This window comes from Clostridium sp. ATCC BAA-442 (genome assembly GCF_964239415.1).
Classification (GTDB): domain Bacteria; phylum Bacillota; class Clostridia; order Oscillospirales; family Oscillospiraceae; genus Flavonifractor; species Flavonifractor plautii.
This window is the reverse complement of the sequence record NZ_CAXSQB010000082.1, coordinates 1-7,861: the sequence shown is the minus strand read 5'-3', so window position 1 is coordinate 7,861 and position 7,861 is coordinate 1. Positions and strand designations below refer to the sequence as shown.

Sequence of the window (7,861 nt, the reverse complement as noted above, 5' to 3'; positions counted from 1 at the left end):
ACAGCTTAGGCAACGATACGAAAAAAGACATGGCTGGCTGCCGTGCCTTTAACCGTAAATCTATTGTAATAGAAAGGAGACTAAGTTTATGGAAAAGTTTGTTTCTGAACTGCGCGTAAGAATGTCTGCCAAAGATGCACACTATGGTGGAAATCTGGTAGATGGCGCACATATGCTGCACCTCTTTGGCGATGTGGCTACCGAACTGCTGATCCGCTGCGACGGCGATGAGGGGTTGTTTTGCGCATACGACAATATAGAGTTTCTGGCTCCTGTTTACGCCGGAGACTACATCGAAGCGAAGGGAGAGATCACTTATATCGGAAATACGTCCCGCAAGATGACCTTTACCGCGTACAAGGTCATTACAGCTAGGCCGGACGTAAGCGCTTCAGCGGCCGACGTTCTGGATGAGCCGGTTCTGGTCTGCCGAGCCAGCGGCACCTGTGTGGTCCCAAAGAACTGCAAGCGGAAATAAACAGTTGCGGGACGGGTCCCCAATGGGGCCCGTCCGCTTTCTATCAAATTAAGCGACAGAAGAGGGCATCTATAATGGATAGCTTTGGGCTAGAACGATCTATAGAGCCGCGGCACGCCCTGGCCCAACAGGCGTGGAAAATAGATAATACGATGACGCTTCGGTCGGACGAGGTTCTCATCGACGTCAAAATCATCAATATCAATTTGGCCAGCTTCAATGAAATTCTGGACGAAACAGGCGAGGACAGAGCCTTGCTGTGTCAACGCGTTTTAGAAATTGTCCGCGAGCGGGGAAAACTTCACAATCCGGTAACCAACAGTGGAGGAATGTTATATGGCACCGTGGTGGAGTTAGGTCCCAGCTACCCAAATATTTACCATATCCGGCCAAAGGACGAGATCATATCTCTGTCCTCCCTCACAGTAACCCCTCTGCACATTACGCAGATCCTCCGCATTGACTACGAAAGCGCCCAACTGGAGGTAGAGGGTCAGGCCATCCTATATGCCAACTCTCCAGTCGTCAAAAAACCGCCGGACTTGCCCCTGCGAGCCGTGATTGCAGCTATGGATGAGGCTGGCGCCCCTACTCGCTCCTATCAGATCGTGCAACCTGGGCAGGATGTACTGATACTCGGTGCCAGCGGCCGCATCGGTCTGATGTGTGGCTATGCCGCCAAGGATAAGATGGGCTCCAGCGGACGGCTTGTAGGTATCGTGCGAGATCAGGAAAGCCGTATTCAAATGGAACAATGCAGCGTGTTCGACGAGGTGTTGGAACTGGACGCCACCAACTTGAGCGCTTTTTGCGGCACTCCACACGCGGAGATCATTCAGCGCTTTGATGTAGTCATCAACTGTATCAACACAGCAGACACTGAGGCTGCAAGCCTATTGGCAGTCAAAAACCATGGAACCATATACTTTGCCACCATATGCTGCGACTATAAATTCGTGGCGCTGACCGCAGAAAGTATCGGCAAAGAGATTCAGGTCATCCCTTACACAGGCTTTTTGGAGGGACACGCAGACTACACTTTGGGTCTAATGCGCAGGTTCCCGCAAATGCAGACAGACATCCAGCGCGGGATATGCGGTGTGCCGGAGACTATCTCTATCCCGAACTCGGACGAAACACCGCACGCAAAGAGTGAAGCAAACGAGGACTGTGCGAGCGGATATATCTTCCATAGCTTGGAGGCCAAGGCCACTCTGCGCCAGGCGCTTAAAGTTGCCCGCTATACCTCCAACGTCATGATCTATGGCGAATCCGGTGTTGGAAAGGAAATTATTGCCAGAATTATTCATCAGAACAGCGAGCGAAAAAGCTTCCCAATGGTCAAAATCAACTGTGCCGCGATTCCGGAGCATCTGCTGGAGTCGGAACTGTTTGGCTACGAAAAGGGTTCCTTTACCGGAGCAAACATCAAGGGGAAAATCGGCCTCTGGGAAGCTGCACAGAACGGCACTCTATTCTTGGACGAGGTGGGCGAGCTTCCCCTTACTTTCCAGGCCAAGTTGCTGCGCGTGATCCAAGAAAAAGAAATTGTTCGTGTCGGTGGGCTTACTCCCATCAAGGTGGATGTACGGATCATCGCTGCCACCAACCGAAATCTAGCTCGCATGGTGCAGGCCGGGGAATTCCGAGAGGATCTTTACTACCGGCTGAACGTCTATCCCATCACTGTTTTGCCTCTGCGCATGCGCCGGGCAGACATCATCCCCTTAGCCAAATACTTTGTAGAGCGATACAACCTGGAATTCGGGCTTCAAAAGTCGCTAGGCGCAAAAGCACTGGAATTTCTGGAGAACCAGTCCTTTCGCGGAAATATCCGCGAGTTGCAAAATCTGATCCAGCGGTTGATGATTATGACAAATAACCGGATCATTGAGGCGCGGGACGTGCTCCAAGTCCTCTCCATGGACAGCGTGGAGCCGCCTTCTGTAGCAGCAGCCGTTCCATCTCCGGATTTTCACAAGCAGACCACCGGCGGTTCTCTGAAGGAAATGTTGAGCCAGCGGGAACGGGAAATCCTCCAGTTATACCAGCAACGGTACAAGTCCACTCGAAAGATTGCCAACATGCTGGGGATTAGTCAATCCTCTGTAGTCCGAAAATTAAATCTGTACGGTCTTCAATCGGAAGACAAGTGAACATTTTTTGAATCACAAGCGAACCATAAATTGATCGTTCGATCAATTTATGGTTCGCTCTTCTGTTAATGGACTTCGAATTCCCGTTTCACTAAAGATAAAACTAGTAAAAATATCAAAAAATGAGTTGGCACGCAGCTTGCAGTTCAAAAATATAGTATTTCGCTACAGAAAGGAGACTCTACCATGCGAGGAGATCCATACGGAAGCCATCGTGTCATTTCCCCCAAAGGATTGCTTCCGCAGGCAGCAGAACGGGTGGACAACTCCCCCACTATTTGTTCCAATGAGATTCTGATCGACGTCATCGCGCTCCAGCCAACGGCCACAGCCTTTGGCCGCATCAAGCAAGAGTGTGGCGGCGATGTGAACCGGATCGCCCAGGAGATCCAGAAGATCGTGGACGAGCGCGGAAAGTTCCAAGACCCGGTAACAAAATCTGGCGGTATTCTGATCGGTCGCATCAAGGAGATTGGCGCCGATCTGGCTGGCTCTACAGACGCCCAGGTGGGCGATAAGATCGCCACTTTAGTGTCCCTGTCACTCACTCCTCTAAAAATTAATGAGATCACGTCCATTGACGTGGACACCGAGCAGGTCTTTTGTAAGGCCAGCGCCATACTGTTCGAGAGCGGCATTTACACCAAGCTTCCGAAGGACCTTGGCGACCAGCTTAGCCTGGCGTTGATGGATGTGGCCGGTGCCCCGGCCCAAGTCGCAGTCCACGTCAAGGCGGGAGATACCGTGGTAGTGGTGGGTGCCGGCAAGGCCGGGCTTCTCTGCCTGGCGGAGGCTAAAAAACGGGTAGCTCCCACTGGCAAGGTGATCTGCATGGAATATTCCCCCCGGCAGTGTGAGATTGTGCGTAGCCTGGGCATTGCGGACGTTGTGCTGGAAGCCGATGCCAAGAAGCCTCTGGAGGCCCTGGATATTTACCAGAATGCATTGGGTGACCAACTGGCGGACTTCACGGTCAACACCGTGAGTGTACCTAATACGGAATTGGCCACGGTGCTTGTAACTAAAGATACGGGAATGATCTACTTTTTCAGCATGAGTACTGATTTTGCCAAAGCGTCTCTGGGGGCCGAGGGCATCAAGAAATATGTGCCCATGCTTATCGGAAATGGATATTACCCCGGCCATGCTGAAATTGCCTTTGACGCTGTGCGAAGGGAGGAGAAGCTACGAGATTACTTCACAAAACGCTACTGCAAATAAAATTTGTTTAAGAAAGGAAGTGAGAATGATGGAAAAACTCATCATTACCGCAGCCATCTGCGGCGCGGAGGTCGCCAAGGAAAACAGCCCCGCTGTCCCCTACACCGTGGAGGAGATGGTACGAGAGGCCAAGAGCGCGTATGATGCGGGCGCGGCGGTCATTCATGTGCATGTCCGTTGGGACGACGGCACCCCCACCCAGGACCGGGAACGGTTCCGCGTAGTGCTGGACGCCATCAAGGCGGCCTGTCCTGGCGTCATCCTGATCCCCTCCACTGGCGGCGCCACCGGCATGACCCCGGAGGAGCGCCTTCAGCCCACCGAGCTCTTCCCCGAGATGGCCACCCTGGACTGCGGCACCTGCAACTTCGGCGACGACATCTTCGTCAACGATATGCCTACCATGCGGGCCTTTGGTCAGCGGATGATCGAGAACCGCATCAAGCCCGAGTATGAGTGCTTTGAGATCGGCCATCTGGACACCATCCTGAACATGGCCAAGAAAGGCCTGGTGCCCGGCGCCCCCCTGCAGTTCAACTTCGTGCTGGGGGTGTCCGGCTGCACCCCCGCCACGGTGGGCAACCTGAATTACTTAGTCAAGCAAATCCCCTCCGGCTCCACCTGGACCGTCACCGGCATCGGCCGCAGCGCCTGGGACATGGCCGCCGCCGGCATCGTAATGGGCGGCAACGTCCGCGTTGGCTTTGAGGACAACATCTACTTGGGCAAGGGCCACAAAGCCGCCTCCAACGGTGAGCTGGTGGCCAAGGTGGTCCGCCTCTCCAAGGAGCTGGGCCGCGAGATCGCCAACCCCGGCGAGGCCCGCAGGATCCTGTCCCTGGCCTAAACGGCGAATGTCTGCGGCCTATCCGCTGAAAGATAGAACCATCTGCAATGAACAGGAAGGAGAGAACTATGAAACGGAAAAAATTTTTAGCGCTTACTCTCGCGGCAGCCATGAGCCTGGCTCTTTTCTCCGGCTGTAGCCGCCCGAGTGCCAGCAGTGGCGGTAATGATAACCCCTCTGCCAACAACACTGGCAGCACTAGTTCTGAGGAACCCATTGTGATCAAAATTGGCCATACCGACTCTGATACGCGTTCCACTCACAAGTGGAGCGTTTGGCTAGGCGAGTGGCTGGAAGAGCAGGCGCCCGGCCGTTTCAAAGTGGAGGTTTACCCCAATGGCCAGTTGGGCGACTCCCCCGACATGGTGGCCGGTGTAAAGCTGGGCACTCTCACCATGGAGTTCGACCTATCCTCCGTGGTAAGTTCCGTGTCCGGACCCGCGACTAGCGCGGTAGACCTACCCTACCTGTACCCCACCTATGAGGACTGGGTGCAGGGCACCTTTGAAAATGGCGGTCTGGAGCTGTTTAACGAGACCTTGGCACCCTCCGGCTATTACTGCGTTGGCATGTTCTATAATGGAATGCGTCAGGTGATCAGCCGCACCAGTACCTACCACAATTCCGAGGATCTGCATGGCCAGAAGATCCGCGTGGCGCAGAACGATCTGGACATCAAGACCTGGGACGCTATGGGCGGTAGTCCTACCCCCATGTCCTGGAACGAAGTGCTGACCTCCCTCTCCACAGGCACCATCGAGGCACTTGACCACTCCTTGGGTGTGTTCAATGACTTCAACATCCATGAGATCGCGCCCTACATCACCATTACCAACCACGCAAGCTCCCCCTTCCCCATTGTGTGCTCCCTGGAATGGATCGAGTCCCTGGATCCTGAGGACCGGGCGCTGATCGAGGAGGGCGTGGCCTTGGCCTGCGAGCAGCAGCGCGAGGAGGAGCGCGCCAACGAAATGGAGTATATTGAGCGCTTCAAGGAGGAAGGCGCCACTGTGGAGGAGCTCACCGATGAAGAGGTCGCTGCTTTCAAGGAGGCGGTGCAGCCTGTGTATGACGATCTGCGTGCGCAGATCGGCGACGATCTGATGGACCGCTGGCTAGCCACCGTTCCCCAGAGCTGACCCTAGAGGAAACTATATATAGGCCCGCCTAAGCCATCGGTACGGCCTGGTTGGGAACCTATAATATGCTGTAGAGAGAGGGGGAAAAGGTGTATTTCAGTGATACATCTAATTTGTCTATGAATTCAGCAAAAAGCAGATTTTTTTCAATCCTAAATCACATTGAAGAAGTCATCATCGTCTCCATGTTTGCCTTGATGGTCATCATCATTTTCGTCCAGGTCATCATGCGGAAGGCCGGCAATTCTCTGTCCTGGTCGGAAGAGCTGGGGAAATTCCTGTTCGTATGGATCTCCTGGATGGGCATCAGTCTAGGTCAGCGGGAAGGCGAGCATATTAAAATCACTATGCTCACGGATCGGCTGCCTTTCCGCTTGGCCCAGATCGTCAACATCATTTCCGATATCGTCGTGATTATCATCTGCGCCGTCATCTTCTACTATGGCGTGGAACTGGTGGTCGCTCAGGGCAATGTGCCCTATGCTGGCATCAAGATCAGCACCTCCTGGGGCTACTTGGCGGTGGTGCTGGGCTGCGGACTGATGATTCTCCGCACACTGGTGAGCATCAAGCGCTCTGCCCTCACCCTCATCAATGGCAAATTACCCGCTGACACCAAGGCCCGGGAAGGGGGGGATTAAGCATGGATGCAGTCATTGTCCTGTTGATTTTGCTGTTTGTCCTGCTGGCGATCGGTGTACCTGTGGGGTTCGCCATTGGCGGCGCAACCATGATCTCCATGTTTTTCTTCTCGGATCTGAACATGGTGGTCAACGCACAATACTGCTATTCAGGTATTTTCTCGTTTACGGTCATGGCCATCCCCTATTTCATGCTGGCCGGCACCATCATGTCCACTGGCGGCATCGCCCGGCGGATCGTGGACTTTGCCTCTGCGCTGATCGATTTTGTGACCGGCGCCCTGGGGTGCGTTTCCATGCTGGCCTGCATGTTCTTCGGCGCCCTTACCGGCTCCGGCATGGCCACCACCTCTGCCATCGGCGGCATGATGATCCCCGAAATGAAGCGCAAGGGTTATGATTCCTCCTACGCCGCCACTCTGGTCTGCTTCGGCGGTATCGTGGGGCCCATCATTCCGCCCTCCCTGTCCTTTGTGCTCTACGGAGCTTCAACCAAAACCTCCGTGCCTGATCTCTTCAAGGCCGGTATCATCCCCGGCGTTATGATCGGCCTGGTGTTTCTGATGGTGAACATCATCATCTGCAAGCGCACTGGCACCGAGGTCCACAAACCCGAGCTTGGGCCCGGCGGAGAAAGGATTCCCATGATCCAGTTCTGGAAAGAACGGCTACACCGGGTAGGCAAGGCCACCAAGGACGGGTTCTGGGCTCTGCTCTCTCCCTTTATTATCCTAGGTGGCATCTACTCTGGCTTCTTCACTCCCACTGAGGCCGCCGCTGTCTCCGTTGTGTACTCCATCATCGTGTCCCTGTTCGTGTACCACGACATGACTTGGAAGGACCTGTATAAAACTTTTGTGTCCGCCGCTGTCCTCAACGGCGTTACTTCCTTCCTGCTGGGCACCTCCACAGTGTTCTCCACCTTCATGACCTTCGAACAGGTCCCCCAGATGATCACCAACTTCATGGCCAATCTGTCCGACAGCCCTGTAGTGTTGTTGCTGGTCATCAATGTGTTTCTGCTGATCGTGGGCTGTTTTCTGGATACCGTGCCCGCCATCATCATCATCGCGCCTATGCTGCTGCCTACCATCCAGGCGTTCAACATCAATCCCATACACTTCGGTGTTGTCATGTCGGTAAACCTAGCTGTTGGTCTGTGTACGCCTCCTTATGGCTGCAACCTCTTCGTGGGTGCGGCCGTAGCCAAAATCAAGATGGAGAGCATGCTCAAATGGGTCGTACCATTTTTCCTGGTCTCCTGTGTATTGCTGTTGATTTTGTCCTTTGTTCCAGCGCTCTCTCTTGCATTTGTCTAGCTTTCCCCCTCCTGACATGCGAATCCGATAGAGAGGGACGGGCCTCCGCTTTTGCGGAGG

Annotated in this window: 7 protein-coding genes; all 7 read left to right on the top strand. The window is 54.2% G+C overall.

Features of this window, described 5'->3' with window-relative positions; genetic code table 11:
* The first annotated feature begins 88 nt into the window (after positions 1-88).
* Positions 89-478 carry a 3-aminobutyryl-CoA ammonia lyase gene (gene kal / locus ACESY8_RS19030; protein WP_009259558.1) on the top strand — a complete coding sequence of 130 codons (390 nt, stop codon included), beginning with the start codon at positions 89-91 and terminating at the stop codon, positions 476-478.
* Between the two features lie 74 nt (positions 479-552).
* The gene (locus ACESY8_RS19025) at positions 553-2,634 is read left to right on the top strand and encodes a sigma 54-interacting transcriptional regulator (protein WP_054339539.1); all 2,082 of its coding nucleotides are present in this window, start codon (positions 553-555) and stop codon (positions 2,632-2,634) included.
* Positions 2,635-2,820: 186 nt separating this feature from the next.
* Positions 2,821-3,855: an L-erythro-3,5-diaminohexanoate dehydrogenase gene (gene kdd, locus ACESY8_RS19020; protein ID WP_195383931.1), complete on the top strand. Its 1,035-nt coding sequence runs from the start codon at positions 2,821-2,823 to the stop codon at positions 3,853-3,855.
* A 28-nt stretch (positions 3,856-3,883) separates the two neighbouring features.
* On the top strand, positions 3,884-4,702 hold the full coding sequence (gene kce, locus ACESY8_RS19015) for a 3-keto-5-aminohexanoate cleavage enzyme (protein ID WP_054339540.1): 819 nt from the start codon (positions 3,884-3,886) through the stop codon (positions 4,700-4,702).
* Between the two features lie 218 nt (positions 4,703-4,920).
* A complete protein-coding gene (locus ACESY8_RS19010) occupies positions 4,921-5,841 on the top strand; it encodes a TRAP transporter substrate-binding protein (RefSeq protein WP_225123347.1) in 921 nt (306 codons plus the stop codon).
* Positions 5,842-6,026: 185 nt separating this feature from the next.
* Positions 6,027-6,482 (top strand): TRAP transporter small permease, encoded by a 456-nt coding sequence (locus ACESY8_RS19005; protein WP_226916620.1) that lies wholly within the window; start codon positions 6,027-6,029, stop codon positions 6,480-6,482.
* Between the two features lie 2 nt (positions 6,483-6,484).
* Positions 6,485-7,801, top strand: a complete 1,317-nt coding sequence (locus ACESY8_RS19000) for a TRAP transporter large permease (protein ID WP_021631946.1) — start codon at positions 6,485-6,487, stop codon at positions 7,799-7,801.
* Positions 7,802-7,861: the final 60 nt, after the last annotated feature.

Excerpts from the sequence above, each read along its gene's own strand:
- kal (WP_009259558.1), top strand. The coding sequence starts at position 89 with ATGGAAAAGTTTGTTTCTGAACTGCGCGTAAGAATGTCTGCCAAAGAT.
- ACESY8_RS19025 (WP_054339539.1), top strand. The coding sequence starts at position 553 with ATGGATAGCTTTGGGCTAGAACGATCTATAGAGCCGCGGCACGCCCTG.
- kdd (WP_195383931.1), top strand. The coding sequence starts at position 2,821 with ATGCGAGGAGATCCATACGGAAGCCATCGTGTCATTTCCCCCAAAGGA.
- kce (WP_054339540.1), top strand. The coding sequence starts at position 3,884 with ATGGAAAAACTCATCATTACCGCAGCCATCTGCGGCGCGGAGGTCGCC.
- ACESY8_RS19005 (WP_226916620.1), top strand. The coding sequence starts at position 6,027 with ATGTTTGCCTTGATGGTCATCATCATTTTCGTCCAGGTCATCATGCGG.
- ACESY8_RS19000 (WP_021631946.1), top strand. The coding sequence starts at position 6,485 with ATGGATGCAGTCATTGTCCTGTTGATTTTGCTGTTTGTCCTGCTGGCG.